Origin of the sequence: Stutzerimonas decontaminans (genome assembly GCF_000661915.1) — a bacterium.
GTDB classification, from domain to species: Bacteria; Pseudomonadota; Gammaproteobacteria; order Pseudomonadales; family Pseudomonadaceae; genus Stutzerimonas; species Stutzerimonas decontaminans.
This window is the reverse complement of sequence record NZ_CP007509.1, coordinates 3,471,619-3,488,313: the sequence shown is the minus strand read 5'-3', so window position 1 is coordinate 3,488,313 and position 16,695 is coordinate 3,471,619. Positions and strand designations below refer to the sequence as shown.

Genomic DNA, 16,695 nt, shown 5'->3' with positions numbered 1-16,695 from the left:
ACTATGGGTTGTATGCAGAAGCTGAATTATCCGCGGCGGCAGCGGATGGCTAAGGTGGCTTCCAACGGTTTTCGGGTCATCCGCTCCTTCAGCCTTCCCCTAGTGCTTGGGATGACCCTTTTTATTGCGGGAGCCGGGCGATGCCCGACTCGCTTGTGGGGAGCAGCGAAGCGCTATTGCTTGCGTTTGATGGGTTGGGTATCGAAACGCACGCCGGGCAGGCCGGTTTCCATCAGCGCACGAATGTTGCGGTGGTCGCTGCCGTTCGGGTTGGCCAGTACCGCCTGATAGTGCTCGCCGAATGCAAGCAGAGCCTCTTCTGTACTGAACCCTTCCAGCAACGCCAGGCCCAGCGTCTTGCAGGAACCTTCGTTCTCGCCGGCGGCGTTCTCCAGTGTGCCGTTGACGAAGCGGCTCGGCTGATAGTCGTAAGCGCCTTCGATGAAGGCGAGTGTTTCGCTGAACGCGTGGTTGCGATTGCGCAGGCTGGCGCGGAAATCCTTCAGGTCTTTCATTCTTTCTGTGCCTTGTCGAAAGCGGCCTGCTGCTCGGCAGTCGCTTCCTTCTGATAGCGTTTCTTCCATTCGCTGTACGGCATGCCATACACCTCTTCGCGGGCCTGGTCGATGCTGACTTCGATCTCCAAATCGTCCGCGGCAGCCTTGTACCATTTCGACAGGCAGTTGCGACAGAAACCGGCGAGGTTCATCAGGTCGATGTTCTGGGCATCGGGACGGGTGCGCAGGTGCTGGACCAGGCGGCGGAAGGCAGCGGCTTCCAGTTCGGTGCGTTCTTGATCGTTCATCTCGTGGGTCTCGGCGTTGGCTGAGGTCGGCCGGATCATAACCTCGCGTCAGTGAGCCGGCCAGCCTTGCGCAGGTTCAATCCCGATGCGCTGCCAGGGTGATCGATACGGACTCGGCGAAGCGCAGCGCGTGGGGTTTGTCGACTTCCACTTCGGCGTAGCGCACCTGCGGGTAGCGCATGACCAGGTCGAGAATCTCCTGGGTCAGCCGTTCAAGCAGGGCGAAGCGATTGTCTTCGACGTGCTGGATGATCGCCTTGGTGATGGTGCGGTAGTTCAGTGCCTGTTCGATGTCGTTCTCACGCACCGCCTCGGCGGCCGGGTAGAGCATGGTCAGATTGATCAGCACGTCCTGGCGATTGAGGATTTCCTCTTCCTTGATGCCGATATAAGTGCGTAGGCGTAGATCCTTGACGCGGATGCGCGCCATCGCGGGTTCCAGTCTGGGCATGGGGACTCCTTGCAGTCTTCAGATCAGGTGGCGGCCGCCGTTCACGGTCAGTGTGGTGCCGGTGACGTAGGGGTTGTCGAGCAGGTAGCGCAGGCTCTGATAGATCACCTCGGCGCCGGGTTCGATGCCCAGCGCGGACTTGGCCAATGCCTTGCGGCGATATTCGGCGTCGTCGTCCGCGTTGAACTGGATCAATGCCGGGGCGATGCCGTTGACCTTGATCGCCGGGGCGAGGCTGGCCGCAAAAGACAGCGTCAGGTTGTCCAGACCCGCCTTGCTTGCCGCGTAGGCGATATGTTTCTTGCTGCCTTTGCGGGTGACGTCGTCGCCGATATGCACGATGTCCGCCGGCCCGCCGTGGCGCAGCAGGTCGGCGCAGTGCAGGTTGATCAGGTAGGGCGCGAGCATGTGCACCTGAAACAGCTGACGGAACGCCTCGGCTTCCTGCCCGGGCGCATCCGGGCGCCATTCGGAGGCGTTGTGGACGATCGCTCTCAGGCTTGCGGTCTGCTGTCGGAGTGCGGCGATAAAGCCCGTGATACCTGCTTCATCGCTGAAATCTGCCTTCAGCGTGTGAGCGCCGAGCGTGCGCAGTCGGTCGATGCTGTCGCGTTCGCGGCGGTAGGTGACGATAACCGGGAAGCCGTCTTCCAGCAGCCGTTCGGCACAATGCAGTCCGATCCGCTGGCTGGCACCGGTGATGAGAATCGGGGCCTGGTGCATGTATATCCACTGCCGGAAATGGGCGGACCGCCGACCTGCGAGGCGGTCACTAACAGGCGTGGCAGCTTACACCAGATCGGCGGGCACCTCAGGCTGCAAATCGGGATGCAAACGTTGGTGCTGGCGATAGAGGAAGGAGCGGATGCGTTCGGCGTCCTTTTCCTGGGTGTATTCCACTTCGTAGGCGGCCATCCCCCCCTTGAGCTCACGAACACGATGAGCGTCGATCTCCAGCGGGGTGTCATCCGGAAGCGCCAGACGCAAGTGGAAGTGCTTGGGCGGCTTGCGATCCTTGCCGGCATCTACCAGGAGGCCGTGCGGAGACAGCTCATGGACGCTGAGCGAGCTTTCGCCGCCATCGTTCTTCAGCAGGGGCAGCGGCTCGTCCAGATGCAGGCGCCATGCACGTGTGGTTGGCCCGCGCTCGTAGATCACCGGCGGCGCCAGCTGCAGGTCGAGACTGTGTAATTCGTCTTCCCTGAGCTGCAGCGGGAAGGACATGCGGAAATCCTCGAATTCCGCCTGCAATGACAGGTTGGCGCGAGCGGCCAGCTGCAGCAGCAGTTCGTTGGATTGCGCGCCGCCGTCGATCCGAAAGCCTGTCGTGCGCTCGGCGCTGGTGCTGCCATTGCGCTGCATCAACTTGCGGATGAAGGTCAGTTCGTCTTTGCTGAGTATCGTCTGTTCCGCCATGCGGACACCCTCGGAGGGACAGTGCCCTCCAGGTTTTGGTGTAGCGCAGCAATGCCACGTTACGCCTGCGATCGACATGGTCGCGATGGGGCAATCGGCCCTATGACAAGTGGGTGCGGTGGGGGTTCCGTGCGCTGCGCTTTTTCTGGATGGACGGCTTTGCCTGAGCAGGGCGTGCCGACCAGACCCGGCGATTGCGGCATAATGCGCAGCTTTGATTGCCTCGGAGCGCACATGAAAGTCGCCATTCTTTCCGGGAGCGTCTACGGCACCGCCGAAGATGTTGCCCGTCACGCCGAACGCCAGCTGAAAGCCGCCGGTTTCGAAACCTGGCACGATCCCCGCGCGCAGCTGCCGCAGATTCTCGAGTTCGCACCTGAAGCGCTGCTGGTCGTGACCTCGACCACGGGCATGGGTGAGCTGCCAGACAGCTTCATTCCGTTGTACTCGACCATCCGCGATCAGTTTCCGGCGTGGAGCGGCTTGCCCGGTGGCGTCATCGCACTGGGTGATGCCAGCTATGGCGACACCTTCTGTGGCGGCGGCGAGCTGATCCGCGAGCTCTATGCCGAGCTGGGCGTACGCGAAGTCGTGGAGATGCTGCGCCTCGACGCCAGCGAGACGGTGACACCGGAGTCCGACGCCGAACCGTGGCTGGAAGCGTTCGCTGCGGCCTTGCGCGCCTGAGTGTGGCTCGCCAGGTCAGCGGCCTGGCTGCAAGGGCAACTGCCGGGGCAGCACAGGGCTGGCTAGAATCCAGGCCATCGTCACGACAATAACAAGAGGTGCCCCCGATGACTGCGCTGCACGCTATGCCTTCCCTGGAAACCCAAGTCAGCCCCGCCGAATGGCAGGCGCGGGTCGATTTGGCCGCCTGCTACCGGCTGGTCGCGCTGCATGGCTGGGATGACCTGATCTTCACGCACATCTCGGCCAAGATTCCCGAAGCCGATCACTTTCTGATCAATCCCTACGGGTTGATGTTTCACGAAATCACCGCCTCCAGCCTGGTCAAGGTCGATCTTGCCGGCAACAAGGTGATGGACAGCCCGTACGACATCAATCCCGCCGGTTACACCATTCACAGCGCGGTGCATGAGGTTCGCCATGACGTCGCCTGCGTCATGCACACCCACACCGCCGCAGGGGTGGCGGTCTCTGCGCAGCGTCAGGGCGTGCTGCCGATCAGCCAGCAGTCGTTGTTCGTGCTGGCCAGTCTCTCGACCCATGGCTATGAAGGTGTGGCGCTGAATCACGACGAGAAAGCGCGCCTGCAGGCCGATCTTGGCGAAACCGCTTTCATGCTGCTGCACAACCACGGTCTGCTGACCTGCGGTAGCAGCATCGCCGATACCTTCCTGATGATGTTCATCTTCCAGCGCGCCTGCGAAATCCAGGTCATGGCGCAGGCCGGTGGCAGTGAGCTGATCGCCATTCCGGAGCAGATCCTGGCTGGTGCCAAGGCCATGGCGGCGGGTGTGACCCGTACCCGCTCGGGCATGGGCGGCGCGTTGGCTTGGCCGGGTCTGCTGCGCAAGCTGGACGCACAGAGTCCAGGTTACGCCCAGTAAGTGATGCCCGCGCTACATCGCCGCCCTGGCGAACTGCAGTAATTGCGGATAGAAGTGGCGGAAGTCCTCGAGCAGTGGGTCGTACAGCTGTTCCAGTTCTTCCAGTCCGCCGGCCAGGCCATCCGGCCGGCTGAGGCGCCGGCTCATGTTTGCCAGCACTCTGCCCAGTACCTCGAATTCGCGGTAGCTGCCCAGCCAGTCGTGCGCTGCCATGTGCGGGGCGATAACGGCGAGTTTGCCGGGCAGCGCGGGCTCTTCGTTCAGCGCTCGATAGGCGCGTTGGGTGAACTGATCCAGGGGTTCGCTGGAGTAGTCCGGCCAGTTTGCCGCCAGACAATGATCGAAGAACAGGTCCAGCAGGATGCCGGCGTAGCGGCGTCGTTCGCTGGGGAAGCGTGCTTTGGCCTGCAGCACCAGCGGATGGCTGTCGGTGAAGGCGTCGATCCTCCGGTGCAGGCGGATGCCGGCCTCGATCTGCGCCGGCCAGCGGCCCTGCAGCGGGCCTTTGACGAAGTCCCCGTAAAGGCTGCCGAGCATGTCAGCCGGGCCGGGCCCGCCAAGATGAAGGTGTGCGAGATAGTTCATGGGCGAAGCTTAGCGCAGCCTCGACAGGTGGTCGCTATGCGGCCTCTCGAGCGGCCTCCTGGACCTGCCCAAACAGTGCCTGCTCGATCGCCCGCTGCGCTTGGTCGGCGAGTGCTTTACGGCTAAGTGAGGCCACAGGAATCGGGGCCAGCAGATGGATTTCCACTTCCGCCATGTCATTGGCCAGCAGCCTGCGCAGATGCGCCGATAGTTCGTCGTCGTCGATGAAGGGCGCCACCGTATCTGGCTTGCCGTCGCGCAGATAGCGGATGGCAACCGGTTGAACGGCGCAGCCGGCCTCGATTGCGCAGGCGAACAGCCGGGGGTGGAAGGTGCGCACGCTGCTGCCGTCGGTCGAGGTGCCTTCCGGGAAGATCAGCAGATGGCGGCCCTGGTGGAGGTGGTTGGTCAGCTGCTGATTGATCTGCCCGGCGTCGCCGGCCCCGCGGCGGATGAACAGTGTGCCCGCCTGGCGGGCCAGCCAGCCAAGCACCGGCCAGCCGGCGACCTCGGCCTTGGCCAGGAACGACAGTGGCCGCAGCATTCCCAACAGGGGGATGTCGCACCAGGACACATGGTTGGCGACCCAGAGCATTGGCTGCGCCGGCAGCTCGCCAATGACGCGTACCCGATAGGGCAGCGCAGCGGCCAGGCGAACCATGAACCAGCGGGTCAGCTGTTGTCGGCGTTGCAGGGAGGCACGTAGCGCGATGCGTTCGCCGACACCCAGCGCGGCCGCCAACAGCAACCCGAGCAGGATCACCGCGGCGACCCGCAGCAGTCGCCCGTACAGGCGCAACCGCGACATCTATACCGCTGCCTTGAAGTGGCGGGCGTAACGCGGGCACAACTCCTCGCGCTTGAGCAGGATGAAGACGTCAGCCACCTGAAACTCCGGGTCCCAGCAGGGTTCGCCACAGATCTTCGCGCCGAGGCGCATATAGGCCTTGAGCAATGGCGGTAGCTGAGCAGTGACGTTGTCGGCAAGGTCCAGTTCGGGAAGCGGCGTTCGCGGCTCCGCATGCAGCAGCTCGGTGCACAGATGGCTGTCGCGCAGGCGCTGCATGATCGCCCGGGCCTGAATGCCGCCGTCGCGCATGGGGATACTGGCGCAACCCATCAGGTAACGATAACTGCCCTGATTGAGCACTTCGGCCAGTTCGCTCCACAGCACGGCGATCGTCGCGCCATTGCGATAGGCCGGTGCGACGCAGGTACGGCCTATCTCGAGCACGGGCTCGTTGATGTCAGCCAACCCGTGCAGAGCGAATTCCCCTTCGCTGTAGAAGCGGCCCAGCTGTCGTGCGGTCAGGTGGTCCAGCAAGCGCGTGGTGGCGACCAGCTCGCCACTTGCCAGGTCGCGCACACCGATGTGCCGGCAATGAATGTCGAAGTCATCCATGTCCAGACCGAGCTCTGCGCCTTGCAACTGGGCGTCGAATTCAGTGCTGAATACCCGATAGCGTAAAGCCTGAGCTTCGCGCACAGCCGATTCGCCCTCCAGGCGCTCGGCTCGAAGTTGACGCGTGCTGCGTGGATCGACGATGGCATTCATGCTCTGTCTCCTTGTCCGCCGGGGCGGTGGCGGGTTGGCGATGCAACGCGAGCGTCTGGTTGTTATCGTTGGGCTCGAGTGTTTGGCTGGATCAGGCTAGGAGCGGAGCATGTCGCCGTTGTTACGATCGGATGATGGTTGGATGACGGTGGGCCGGCCGCCTGTGCTCGTGGAGCTCTGGAGATGAACATGCCGTGGAAACGACTGGCCGGCCCGTTGCGGCCGGTGGCAGCAGATGCGGGCCTGGCTGCCTGGTACGCAGGCGTATGCGAGGGCGCCGACACTACCGATCCCTTTTCCCTGGCTGCATATGGCGGCCGAATGGCGGCCACGCCAGGTCTGGCTTTCCTCGCCGGCTACCAGGCCGCGTTGCGCGCACTCTGGCCGGCCGCCCCGGCGGGGCTCGGGGCATTCTGTGCAACCGAGCGGCGCAGATTGCGTCCCGCTGATATGACGATGCGCTGCGATGACGGCCACCTGAGCGGCAGCAAGGACTTCGTCACCGCTGGTGAAGCGGTGCAGTGGTTGCTGGTATCGGCCAGGGAGGAGGGCGCCGATGAGCCGCCGCGGCTGGGGCTGTACGTCGTTGAGCCGACCGCCGCTGGCGTAGCGCTGGCCCCTGGGGCGCAGCTGCCGATCGTGCCGGATATCGCCCATGGGCGTTTGCGTCTCGAGCGAGCCTCGGGCAAACGTCTAATCGGCGACGGCTGGAGTGATTACGTCAAACCGTTCCGCACCCATGAGGATATCCACGTGCTGGCGGCGCTGACCGCTTGGCTCTATGGCGTAGCCCTGGAGGAAAGTTGGGCGCGTAGCCTGATGCTGCGCCTGCTGGGCATTCTCACCGGGGCGGCCGAGGTGGCCCGGCAGCCTGCGCATGAGCCCGCGACTCATCTTGTGCTGGCGGCATTACTTGAGCAATTTGCCGTCCTGCAACCCGATGTGGAAAGGGCATTGTCAGTCTCCGGCAGCTCCCGCAGCGCGTTATGGCAACGTGATCGAGCCGTGCTGGGCCTTGCACGTGAGGCTCAGGCGCGGCGCCTGCAACAGGCTGTTGTAGCGCTTGGGCTTGGCGAGGCGGTGTGAGCGACGGTGTGCCTGTCACATCGGCTTGGGAACTCTACAGAGCCGGCTCTGGCCTTATAGGGGCGATGTTTACGCGGCCGGTGGCTCGCCAGCTGGTGCTGAGACATATGCTGCTGCGGCTGCCTTGCCTTGCTGACGCGCCTGGGTAAGCTACCGCGTGGTTCGCCGCCCGGTGGGGCGGGCCAGTTCGCAATTGCGCCTCGCAATGCCGACCGGAAAAAGGGATTTCATGTCTTTTCGCTGTTTATCTGATTCAACGCTTCGGCCTGCGACTGGCTTCGCCCTGAGTGAAGCCCCGTGATGCTGGCCGGGTCGGTTTTCCCGTGGCGCAGCGATAACCGCTTTCGTCTGTTGGTCGATGGCCCGCAGTTCTTTCCGGCCATGTTCGAGGCAATCGACCGGGCCGAACGCCGCGTAGATCTCGAGCTGTATCTGGTGGAGGATGGGAACTGTTTCGACGGTCTGCTGGAGCCTCTGCTGCGCGCGGTGTCACGCGGCGTGCGGGTGCGGTGCTTGTTCGACGGCTTCGGTTGCCTGAAGCTGGGCCAGGCCAACCGGGATCGGCTGACCCAGGCGGGCATCGAGCTGCGTCTGTACAACCCACTTTCGCTGCGTTTGAAACTGCGCAATCTGCATCGTGACCACCGCAAATTGCTGCTGGTAGACGGCTGTATCGGCTATGTCGGCGGCACCGGCGTTACCGACGAGTTCTGGAATCCGCGTGAGCCCGCCATGCATTGGCACGAAGTGATGGTCGAGATGACCGGGCCGTTGCTGCAGGACTGGCAGGAGCTGTTCGACAGCCAGTGGGTGCATTGCCTGAAGCGGCGGATCTGGCAGCTGCCCCTGCCGAACAGGGCGCCGCGCATACCGCTGCTGCCTGATGGCTCCGGGCTCGGGCGCGTCGCCTATTCCGCAGCGCGCCAGCACCGCGACGTCCTGCTCAGCCTGTTGCGTAACCTGCGTCGCGCGCAGACACGCATCTGGCTGGCAACGCCGTATTTTTTGCCCACCGGCAAGGTGAGGCGGGCGCTGATCCGCGCGGCACGCCGCGGCGTTGATGTGCGTCTGCTGCTGACCAGCCGTAATACCGATCATCCGCCGGTGCGTTACGCCGGGCAGCGCTTCTATCCGCGCCTGCTGCGGGCCGGCGTGCGAATCCACGAATATCAGCCACACTTCTCGCACCTGAAAATGGTACTGGTCGATGACTGGGTCAGCGTCGGTTCGTGCAATTTCGATCACTGGAACCTGCGCTGGAATCTGGAAGCGAACCTCGAGGCGATCGACGCTTCGCTGAGCGGGCAGGTGCAGGCGTGTTTCGAGCGCGACTTTCAGGACAGCATCGAAATCGACCTGGCCAGCTGGTACGCCCGGCCTCTGCACCTGCGGCTGTATCAGCGGATGTGGGGGTTGATGGATCGTTTGCTGGTGAACATCTTCAATCGCGGCGGCTGAAGCTGTCGCGTATCGGAGCGAAGCTCCAAAACCGCGTAAGGAGGACGAGCCAATGGCGGCAAAGAACATTCTGATGCTGGTGGGCGACTACGCCGAGGACTACGAAACCATGGTGCCGTTCCAGGCGCTGCAGATGGTTGGTCATCGTGTACACGCGGTATGCCCGGACAAGAAGGCCGGCGACAGCGTGCGTACGGCGATTCACGATTTCGAAGGCGATCAGACCTACAGCGAAAAACCGGGTCATAACTTTGCGCTGAACTTTGACTTCGCCGCCGTGCGCGCCGAGGACTATGACGCCTTGGTGATCCCCGGTGGCCGAGCGCCTGAATACCTGCGCCTGAATGAGCAGGTGCTGGCACTGGTGCGTGCATTCGATGAAGCCAGGAAGCCGATCGCCGCTGTTTGCCACGGCGCGCAGCTGCTCGCTGCTGCCGGGGTGCTGAAGGGGCGCGCCTGCAGTGCCTATCCCGCTTGTGCGCCGGAAGTGAAACTGGCCGGGGGCGATTACGTGGATATCCCGGTTGACCAGGCGCATACCGAAGGCAATCTGGTCAGCGCGCCGGCGTGGCCAGCGCATCCGGCCTGGCTGGCAGGCTTTCTCAAGCTGCTTGGCACCGAGATAAAACTGTAGGATGCGCTTCGTGCCGCTCCGCAAGCCGCGGGGCGGCCACGCCAATCAACATCGGCGGCTTTGGCCGCCCCAGCAAGAGCGCTGTCTGTGTCTGCTACCCCCAACGATCCGCTGCACGGTGTCACCCTCGAAACCATGCTCACCGAGCTGCAAGCCCACTATGGCTGGGATGGCTTGGCCCAGCGTGTGGATGTTCGCTGCTTCAAGAGCGAGCCGAGCATCAAGTCGAGTCTGACCTTCCTGCGTCGTACGCCTTGGGCGCGGCAGAAAGTGGAAGCGCTGTTTGTGCAGCTGCGTCGCCGCGGCTGATTCGTCTAGCGTGATGGGCAAGCAAAAAGCCCGGCACTAGGCCGGTCTTTTCGTTTTTCCGCTGATGCGATTACTGCACTTCGACCGCCAGGCTGTCGGCGATCTTCTTCTGCCAGATCGCCGGGCCGGTGATGTGCACCGACTCGCCTTTGGTATCGACGGCCACAGTGACCGGCATGTCCTGCACTTCGAACTCGTAGATCGCTTCCATACCCAGTTCGGCGAAGGCCAGCACCTTGGACTTCTTGATCGCCTGGGCGACTAGGTAGGCGGCGCCGCCGACGGCCATCAGGTACACGGCCTTGTTGTCCTTGATCGCTTCGATGGCGATCGGGCCACGCTCGGACTTGCCGATCATGCCCAGCAGGCCTGTGCTTTCCAGGATCTGGCGGGTGAACTTGTCCATGCGGGTCGCGGTGGTCGGGCCGGCCGGGCCAACCACTTCATCGCCAACCGGATCGACCGGGCCGACGTAGTAGATGAAGCGGCCCTTGAGGTCCACCGGCAGCTCTTCGCCTTTGTTCAGCATGTCGACCATGCGCTTGTGCGCGGCATCGCGACCGGTGAGCATCTTGCCGTTGAGCAGGATGGTCTCGCCCGGCTTCCAGCTCTGCACTTCTTCCGGCGTGATGGTGTCGAGGTTGACGCGACGCGCGCTCGGGCCGGCTTCCCAGACGATTTCCGGGTAGGCGTCCAGCGGCGGAGGGGTGAGTTCGGCAGGGCCGGAACCGTCCAGCACGAAGTGCGCGTGGCGGGTGGCGGCGCAGTTCGGAATCATGCACACCGGCAGCGAGGCGGCATGAGTCGGGTAGTCCATGATCTTTACGTCGAGCACGGTGGTCAGGCCGCCCAGGCCCTGAGCGCCGATGCCGAGCTGGTTGACCTTGTCGAATAGCTCCAGACGCAGTTCTTCGATGCGGTTCTGTGGCCCGCGGGCTTTGAGCTCGTGGATGTCGATCGGATCCATCAGCACTTCTTTCGCCATTACCGCGGCTTTCTCCGCGGTACCGCCGATGCCGATGCCAAGCATGCCCGGCGGGCACCAGCCAGCGCCCATGGTCGGCACGGTCTTCAGTACCCAGTCGACGATGGAGTCGGACGGGTTGAGCATGGCCATCTTCGACTTGTTCTCGGAACCGCCACCCTTGGCCGCAACGTCCACTTCCACTTTGTCGCCCGGAACGATGGAGTAATGGATGACAGCTGGCGTATTGTCCTTGGTGTTCTTGCGGGAACCTGCCGGGTCGGCCAGGATCGAAGCACGCAGGACGTTTTCCGGCAGGTTGTAGGCGCGGCGCACGCCCTCGTTGATCATGTCGTCCAGGCTCATGGTGGCGCCATCCCAGCGCACATCCATGCCTACACGAACGAACACGGTGACGATGCCGGTGTCCTGGCAGATCGGGCGGTGGCCGGTGGCGCACATGCGCGAGTTGATCAGGATCTGCGCCATGGAGTCGCGCGCGGCCGGGGATTCTTCACGCAGGTAGGCTTCGTGCATCGCCTGAATGAAATCCACGGGGTGGTAGTACGAAATGAACTGCAAAGCGTCGGCGACGCTTTGAATCAGGTCGTCTTGCTTGATCACGGTCATGCAGCGCGTCCTCATGGCGGGGCGGTAAGAGGCGCATCGGGAGTGGCAGTCGACGCGCCGCGAAAAAATGCGCGGCAGTATAACGCGTCGAGCTGCGCGGTACACGGATGGACCAGGAGCGACGGGAATGCCGGCTAGGTTTTTGTTTTTTGTAGGCGTAAAGTGCGGCAAATTGCCACGGCGGGATGGACCCCTATGAGTGCGATGCGTGACGAGACCGAGGAGCTGGCGTTGCAGCAGCTGGTCACTCGGCGATTCGCAATGGCCTCGGTGACCTATGGGCTCGCTTTGATGCTGACCTGGGTGGCGGTGGCAGGTGGTTTCTACGAAGCCTCCACCGCCAGCGCGATCACCCATTCGGCACTTATCGTGGTAAGTCAGCTGCTGTTCTTCTGGCTGTTTCACCGGGGGATCAATCTGCGCTTCAGAGATCCCAGTCTGACCGAGCCTCAGGTGCTGGTGGCGCTGCTGTGGCTGACCTATTTCCTCTTCAACCTCGGTAGCGCGCGCGGCTCATTGCTGGTGCTCTACCTGCTGGTGCTGATGTTCGCTGTTTTCTTGCCACCGAAGGTATTCGTTCGTTATGCCGCGCTGGCGTTCCTCAGTTTCGTCGGCTTGGCGGCCATGGATTACTACCTGCAGCGCACGGTAGACACCACGGTGTTTCTGCTTCAGGCCAGCGTATTGCTGGTGACCCTTATCTGGATGTGTCTGTTCGCCGGACATGTCTACCGCCTGCGCCAGCGTATGCGCCAGCGGCGCTATGCGCTGCAGGCCCACCAGGACACCCTGCGTGGGATGATGCGCCAGCTTGAGGACCTGGCATCCACCGACGAACTGACTGGCCTCTACAATCGGCGACGCTTCCTGCGCATCGCCGAAGGTGAGCTGAACCGGCTGCGCAAAGGCCATCAATCGGGCCTGGCGTTGATCGATCTGGACCACTTCAAGCGCGTCAACGATATCCATGGCCACGCCGCCGGAGACCGCGTGCTGCAGACCTTCGCCAGCGTAGCCAGGTCCTGCCTGCGCGATGACGATGTGCTGGCCCGTTACGGTGGCGAGGAATTCGTCCTGTTGCTACCCAACACCGATGCCGAGCAATTCAGCGCCTGTTGCGAGCGCCTGCGTGAAGCGTTCGCCAATGCCGAGCCAGAGGATGTCGATATCGCCGCCGGGCATCTCAGCCTGTCGATCGGCCTCACCTTGCTGAATGCCGGGGATGACCTGGACGCTGCCTTGCAGCGTGCTGACGAAGCGCTCTACCGCGCCAAGCGTGCTGGGCGTAATCGCTGCGAACCGGCATGGGCCACCAGCGATGCCTGAGCTGTATTGCGCCGGCCAACGCTGGACGGTCGCGCCCGCGACGAATCTGCTCGATGCCTTGATCGGCGCAGGTCTGCCGGTGCCGTACAGCTGTCGTGCCGGTAGCTGCCACGCCTGCCTGGTGCGCTGTGTCGACGGTGAACCGAATGATCTTCAGCCGGACCTGCTGTCACCCGAACAGCGCGCCGCGGGTTGGCGACTGGCCTGCCAATGCCGCATCGACGACGACCTGGGTGTGCAAATCTTCGATCCCCGCCGTGACGGACTGTTGGCTCAGGTCGAAAGCGTGCAATGGCTGAGTGCCAGCGTGCTGCGCCTGCGTCTGCTACCGGAGCGGCCGCTGCGCTATTGCCCGGGCCAGCACCTGCTGCTGTGGGCGGCAACTGGTATCGCTCGGCCGTATTCGCTGGCGAGCCTGCCGGGTGAAGATCCCTGGCTGGAATTTCATCTCGATTGCAGTCGCCCCGGCGCTTTCTGCGACGCTGCCCGGAACCTGCGTCCAGGCGATGCGTTGCAGCTAGGCGAGCTGCATGGAGGCGCGTTGCACTACGAGCCGGACTGGTCCGAGCGGCCGTTACTACTGCTGGCGGCTGGCACAGGGTTGGCGCCGTTGTGGGCGGTGCTGCGCGAAAGTTTGCGGCAGGGGCATTGCGGGCCTATTCGACTGCTGCATGTCTGTGGCGGTGATCACTACTTGAGAGCCCCGCTACACGAACTGGCGAGCAGCCATCCGAACCTGCGACTTGAATGGGTCGATCCGCGAGAGGGCGAAAGCGCCCTGCGTGCGTTGAAACCAGCATCGCGTAAGGAAATCGCCCTGCTCTGCGGTGGATCGGGATTTGTCGCGACATGCGCCCGGCAGCTGTTTCTTGCGGGCTTGCCGCGTGGGCAGATATTCAGCGATGCGTTTGTTGGCGCGAGCCCTTCGCCACCCGCGCACCCGCATCCTGTAGAAAGCATGAGGCCGGCATAAGCCGGCCTCATGTCAAATCCCGTCGAGCTTACTGATCGCCCACCCGCAGGATTTTCATCGTGTTGGTGCCGCCGGTGCTGTCGTGGTAACTGTCACCCTTGGTGAGCACCACCCAGTCGCCGGGCTGCACGATGTTGCGCTTGAGCAGTTCCTCGACGGCCATCTGACTGACCTTGTCGGCAGGCAGCGCCGCTGGATCGAATGGAATGGTCTGCACGCCACGGAACAGCGCCACGCGAGCCTGGGTTTCGCGATGCGGCGAAAAGGCGAAGATCGGCACTGAAGAACGGATACGCGACATGATCAGCGGCGTGTACCCACTTTCGGTCAGGGCGATGATCGCCTTGACGCCAGGGAAGTGGTTGGCCGTGTACATCGCAGCCAGCGCAGCGCTTTCGTCACAGCGTTCGAATTGTTGGCCAAGACGGTGCCCGGACTTGGTACTGGTCGGATGCTTTTCCGCGCCGCAGCATACGCGGGCCATGGCCTTGATCGCCTCGACCGGGTATTCGCCGGCGGCACTCTCGGCCGAGAGCATCACTGCGTCGGTGTAGTCCAGTACCGCGTTGGCTACATCGGACACCTCGGCGCGGGTCGGCATCGGGCTGTGGATCATCGACTCCATCATCTGCGTCGCAGTGATCACCACCTTGTTGTGCCGGCGGGCGTGCAGAATGATCTTCTTCTGGATGCCGACCAGTTCGGCGTCGCCGATTTCAACGCCCAGATCGCCGCGCGCAACCATCACGCCATCGCTGGCGCGGATCAGGCCGTCCAGTGCTTCATCATCGGCAACCGCCTCGGCACGCTCGATCTTGGCGATCAGCCAGGCGTCGGAGCCGGCTTCGTCGCGCAGGCGGCGTGCCAGCTCCATGTCCGCTGCATCGCGCGGGAAGGAGACTGCAAGGTAATCCAGCTGCAGGTCCGCGGCCAGTTTGATGTCGGCCTTGTCCTTGTTGGTCAGCGCCGGTGCAGTCAGGCCGCCACCTCGGCGATTAATGCCCTTGTTGTCCGACAGCGGTCCGCCGATCAACACGGTGCAATGCAGTTCATCAGCCGTGGCGTTGTCGACGCGCATCACTACGCGCCCGTCATCAAGCAGCAGTTCGTCGCCGACGGTGCAGTCTTTGACCAGGTCCGGATAGTCGATACCGACCACTTCCTGGTTGCCGGCATCGCGCGGGTGGGTCACGGAGAAGCGAAACCGGTCGCCTTCCTTGAGTTCGATGCGCTTGTCGGTGAACTTGGCGATACGGATCTTTGGCCCCTGCAGGTCTCCGAGCAGCGCGACGAAGCGGCCATGGCGGGCGGCGATTTCGCGAACCAGCTCGGCCCGGGCGCGATGCTCTTCTGGGTTGCCGTGGGAGAAATTCAGGCGGGCGACGTCCAGCCCGGCGACGATCATCTTTTCCAGCACCTCCGGCGAGCTGCTGGCTGGGCCTAGGGTGGCGACGATCTTGGTGCGACGCGGAATCATTCAATTGCTCCTTTTTCTGGCTGGCTGCGAGGCTACTATGCTCGCCGGTTGTAGTCATCGCTCGGCGGGCACTACTCTTTCGGCCCGGTCTGACAGGCTGTCTGCAGGTTTTTCCAATACGGTCGATACAGGTGGCATACGGAGGAACCCATGCGCACCTTGATCATCATTTTTCTGAGTCTTCTGACCGTCGGCTGCAGCAGCCGTCATGCTTTCGATCGCCACCTGGATGCGGCTTATCAGCACTACGAGGCGGACAACTGCGAGCGGGTGATGCAGTCTCTGTCGCAGGCGGAACGGCGCAGCAAGCCGCGCAGCCAGGTGCAGCCGGAGATTTCCCTGCTGCGCGGGCAATGCCTGGAGCGCCAGGGATTGTTCGTTGACGCTGGCGAAACCTACCGCTTCATCGTCGAACGCTACCCGGCCAGCGAATATGCCTACCGTGCCCGAGCGCGCCTGGAGACGCTGAGGCAGCTGGGCCACTATCATGTCGAGCCGCCAGTGGTCGTTCAGCCGGCCAAGCGCTGACTTCGTGAAATTCAGGTGAGGGAACATGCGAGCGTTGCTTCTTACCGCCATGCTGCTGCCGACGCTGGCCTGCGCACAGATCTATCGTTGGACCGATGCCGATGGTCGCGTGCATTTTGGCCAGCGCCCAGCCGCCGGGGCCGAGCAGGTCGAGGTGCGTCCGCAAGTGGTTGAGCGGGACGAGCAGACCCGCGAGCGTGAGGCGCGCAGCGAACGTTTCTTCGACGCCCGGCGGCAGGAACAGCAGGCAGCGCGCGAGCAGGCCAGCCAGCTTCAGGCCGCCCGGGAGCAGGAGTGCCAGGGGCTGCGCAGGCAACTGTCGCAGCTGCAGCTCGGCGGACGATTTTTTCGTAACAATGCGGCAGGAGAGCGCGTCTACTACAGTGAAAGTGAAGTAGAGGCGGCTCGACAGCGCCTGGCGACGCGTATCGGCCAGGAATGCAGTTGAGCCGACAGGACTCGAATTGCAGGGTTAAGGCTGAAGGCTCCGACGACATGAACATGGCGAACCAGCGTCGTATCCAGCGGCATCAGTTGCCGTACTACCTCAACGTATTCAACCGGTTCACCGAGAAGCCGCTGGGCTTTATTGGCAATCTGTCGGAAGGCGGACTGATGTTGATCAGTCCCTATCCGATGATGCTCGGTGTCCGTTTCGAGATGCGCCTGAAGATTCCCGGCCAGACTGGCCAACCGCGTCATGTGGACTTCAGCGCGTTCAGCCTGTGGTCCAGCGAGGATGTCACGCCGGGCAGTTACGACACCGGTTTTTCCCTGATCGACCCGCCCGGCGAAATCCGCGAAATGATCTCCGCGTTGCATCACTACTTCAGCTTTCAGCCGATGCTGCACATCCCGCTGGCGCATCATTCCAGCCCGGCACCCGACCGATTTACCGACAAGGATTGCTGTCACGGTCTGTAAGGC

The 16,695-nt window shown here is 63.1% G+C and carries 21 protein-coding genes; 11 read left to right on the top strand and 10 right to left on the bottom strand.

Translation table 11 applies throughout. The annotated features are described in order from the left end of the window. Positions 1-173: 173 nt before the first annotated feature. From UIB01_RS16145 to UIB01_RS16125, 5 genes are all read right to left on the bottom strand, one after another. Complete coding sequence (locus UIB01_RS16145) at positions 174-515, bottom strand: HopJ type III effector protein (protein WP_038662696.1); 342 nt, start codon at positions 513-515, stop codon at positions 174-176. Beyond that, entirely contained in the window at positions 512-805 is a 294-nt protein-coding gene (locus UIB01_RS16140; protein WP_003285880.1) for a DUF1244 domain-containing protein, read from the bottom strand. The genes UIB01_RS16145 and UIB01_RS16140 overlap by 4 nt, the downstream gene beginning before the upstream one ends. 76 nt (positions 806-881) lie before the next feature. Beyond that, complete coding sequence (gene folX / locus UIB01_RS16135; RefSeq protein ID WP_003285881.1) at positions 882-1,256, bottom strand: dihydroneopterin triphosphate 2'-epimerase; 375 nt, start codon at positions 1,254-1,256, stop codon at positions 882-884. Positions 1,257-1,274: 18 nt separating this feature from the next. After that, on the bottom strand, positions 1,275-1,979 hold the full coding sequence (folM, locus tag UIB01_RS16130; protein WP_038662693.1) for a dihydromonapterin reductase: 705 nt from the start codon (positions 1,977-1,979) through the stop codon (positions 1,275-1,277). 66 nt (positions 1,980-2,045) lie between these two features. Next, the gene (locus UIB01_RS16125; protein WP_038662691.1) at positions 2,046-2,672 is read right to left on the bottom strand and encodes a PilZ domain-containing protein; all 627 of its coding nucleotides are present in this window, start codon (positions 2,670-2,672) and stop codon (positions 2,046-2,048) included. Between the two features lie 234 nt (positions 2,673-2,906). On the opposite strand from UIB01_RS16125, the gene UIB01_RS16120 reads away from it, so the two are divergent. Both UIB01_RS16120 and UIB01_RS16115 read left to right on the top strand, forming a co-directional pair. Continuing rightward, positions 2,907-3,359, top strand: a complete 453-nt coding sequence (locus tag UIB01_RS16120; RefSeq protein ID WP_038662688.1) for a flavodoxin — start codon at positions 2,907-2,909, stop codon at positions 3,357-3,359. Positions 3,360-3,466: 107 nt separating this feature from the next. Next, positions 3,467-4,243, top strand: coding sequence for a class II aldolase/adducin family protein (locus UIB01_RS16115; RefSeq protein WP_038662685.1), 777 nt, complete (start codon positions 3,467-3,469; stop codon positions 4,241-4,243). A gap of 12 nt (positions 4,244-4,255) precedes the next feature. Here UIB01_RS16115 and UIB01_RS16110 read toward each other — a convergent pair whose 3' ends face one another. Genes UIB01_RS16110 through olsB form a run of 3 tightly spaced genes read right to left on the bottom strand, consistent with a single transcriptional unit; the run spans position 4,256 to position 6,383 of the window. Further along, positions 4,256-4,828 (bottom strand): acyl carrier protein phosphodiesterase, encoded by a 573-nt coding sequence (locus UIB01_RS16110; protein WP_038662682.1) that lies wholly within the window; start codon positions 4,826-4,828, stop codon positions 4,256-4,258. Positions 4,829-4,862: 34 nt separating this feature from the next. Then, entirely contained in the window at positions 4,863-5,636 is a 774-nt protein-coding gene (locus UIB01_RS16105; RefSeq protein WP_038662679.1) for a lysophospholipid acyltransferase family protein, read from the bottom strand. Then, positions 5,637-6,383: an L-ornithine N(alpha)-acyltransferase gene (gene olsB / locus UIB01_RS16100; protein ID WP_038662676.1), complete on the bottom strand. Its 747-nt coding sequence runs from the start codon at positions 6,381-6,383 to the stop codon at positions 5,637-5,639. 183 nt (positions 6,384-6,566) lie between these two features. On the opposite strand from olsB, the gene UIB01_RS16095 reads away from it, so the two are divergent. The 4 genes from UIB01_RS16095 to UIB01_RS16080 all read left to right on the top strand — a co-directional run bounded on the left by UIB01_RS16095 (position 6,567) and on the right by UIB01_RS16080 (position 9,870). Beyond that, positions 6,567-7,469, top strand: coding sequence for an acyl-CoA dehydrogenase middle domain-containing protein (locus UIB01_RS16095; protein ID WP_038662673.1), 903 nt, complete (start codon positions 6,567-6,569; stop codon positions 7,467-7,469). 300 nt (positions 7,470-7,769) lie between these two features. Then, positions 7,770-8,927 (top strand): phospholipase D-like domain-containing protein, encoded by a 1,158-nt coding sequence (locus tag UIB01_RS16090; RefSeq protein WP_038662670.1) that lies wholly within the window; start codon positions 7,770-7,772, stop codon positions 8,925-8,927. Between the two features lie 52 nt (positions 8,928-8,979). After that, positions 8,980-9,561 (top strand): DJ-1/PfpI family protein, encoded by a 582-nt coding sequence (locus tag UIB01_RS16085; RefSeq protein ID WP_038662668.1) that lies wholly within the window; start codon positions 8,980-8,982, stop codon positions 9,559-9,561. A gap of 87 nt (positions 9,562-9,648) precedes the next feature. Further along, positions 9,649-9,870 carry a VF530 family protein gene (locus tag UIB01_RS16080; protein WP_038662665.1) on the top strand — a complete coding sequence of 74 codons (222 nt, stop codon included), beginning with the start codon at positions 9,649-9,651 and terminating at the stop codon, positions 9,868-9,870. A 70-nt stretch (positions 9,871-9,940) separates the two neighbouring features. On the opposite strand, the gene UIB01_RS16075 is transcribed toward UIB01_RS16080, so the two are convergent. Then, positions 9,941-11,464, bottom strand: a complete 1,524-nt coding sequence (locus UIB01_RS16075; RefSeq protein ID WP_038662662.1) for a fumarate hydratase — start codon at positions 11,462-11,464, stop codon at positions 9,941-9,943. A gap of 195 nt (positions 11,465-11,659) precedes the next feature. On the opposite strand from UIB01_RS16075, the gene UIB01_RS16070 reads away from it, so the two are divergent. Further along, positions 11,660-12,790, top strand: coding sequence for a GGDEF domain-containing protein (locus tag UIB01_RS16070; RefSeq protein WP_038662658.1), 1,131 nt, complete (start codon positions 11,660-11,662; stop codon positions 12,788-12,790). Next, a complete protein-coding gene (locus tag UIB01_RS16065; RefSeq protein WP_038662655.1) occupies positions 12,783-13,763 on the top strand; it encodes an iron-sulfur-binding ferredoxin reductase in 981 nt (326 codons plus the stop codon). Before UIB01_RS16070 ends, UIB01_RS16065 begins: the two co-directional genes overlap by 8 nt. A 28-nt stretch (positions 13,764-13,791) precedes the next feature. On the opposite strand, the gene pyk is transcribed toward UIB01_RS16065, so the two are convergent. Beyond that, the gene (gene pyk, locus UIB01_RS16060; RefSeq protein ID WP_038662653.1) at positions 13,792-15,240 is read right to left on the bottom strand and encodes a pyruvate kinase; all 1,449 of its coding nucleotides are present in this window, start codon (positions 15,238-15,240) and stop codon (positions 13,792-13,794) included. Positions 15,241-15,390: 150 nt separating this feature from the next. Between pyk and UIB01_RS16055 the strand changes: the two genes are divergently transcribed. Genes UIB01_RS16055 through UIB01_RS16045 form a run of 3 tightly spaced genes read left to right on the top strand, consistent with a single transcriptional unit; the run spans position 15,391 to position 16,692 of the window. Further along, positions 15,391-15,768, top strand: a complete 378-nt coding sequence (locus UIB01_RS16055) for a tetratricopeptide repeat protein (protein ID WP_038662650.1) — start codon at positions 15,391-15,393, stop codon at positions 15,766-15,768. A 25-nt stretch (positions 15,769-15,793) separates the two neighbouring features. Continuing rightward, positions 15,794-16,216, top strand: a complete 423-nt coding sequence (locus tag UIB01_RS16050; RefSeq protein ID WP_038662647.1) for a DUF4124 domain-containing protein — start codon at positions 15,794-15,796, stop codon at positions 16,214-16,216. 47 nt (positions 16,217-16,263) lie between these two features. Beyond that, complete coding sequence (locus tag UIB01_RS16045) at positions 16,264-16,692, top strand: PilZ domain-containing protein (protein WP_038662644.1); 429 nt, start codon at positions 16,264-16,266, stop codon at positions 16,690-16,692. Positions 16,693-16,695: the final 3 nt, after the last annotated feature.